This is a genomic window from Saccharothrix sp. ST-888 (assembly GCF_000955975.1).
Lineage (GTDB): Bacteria > Actinomycetota > Actinomycetes > Streptomycetales > Streptomycetaceae > Kitasatospora.
In genome coordinates this window covers 1-352 of sequence record NZ_JYJF01000604.1, presented here as the reverse complement: position 1 = coordinate 352, position 352 = coordinate 1, and the positions used below count along the sequence as shown (strand labels likewise).

Genomic DNA, 352 nt, shown 5'->3' with positions numbered 1-352 from the left:
GGGATACACCCGTGGTACCTTGCTGTTCTTCGTCCGCCTCCTGGTAGTGATCCTGTACGTGGTCACCCCGCGCACCAGCTTCATCGCGATCGAGCTGTTCATGGCCGCGATCGGGGCCGTCTCCTTGGGCTGGCTCTCCCCGAACCTGCCCAGCGGGGAGAAGGACTGCCTGGACCCGATGGCGGTCATCACGGCCGGGCAGGGGGAAAGACCCCCGCGGGGGGGCTTCTTTGCGCGCTGCCGGAGGCGGAGCGGGCGGGGTGGGTGGGCAGAGCCGAACACGCCGCCCCCGGGGGGGGGGACGGCGGCCGCGCCCCGCCCCCCGCCGCCTGTACCGCCGAGCAGACAGGAG

1 protein-coding gene is annotated in these 352 nt (G+C 72.4%); it reads right to left on the bottom strand.

Annotated features, from left to right (window positions below; translation table 11 throughout):
• Window positions 1-189: hypothetical protein (locus UK12_RS44020; RefSeq protein ID WP_231591506.1), on the bottom strand; the 189-nt coding region annotated here is incomplete at its 3' end.
• Window positions 190-352: the final 163 nt, after the last annotated feature.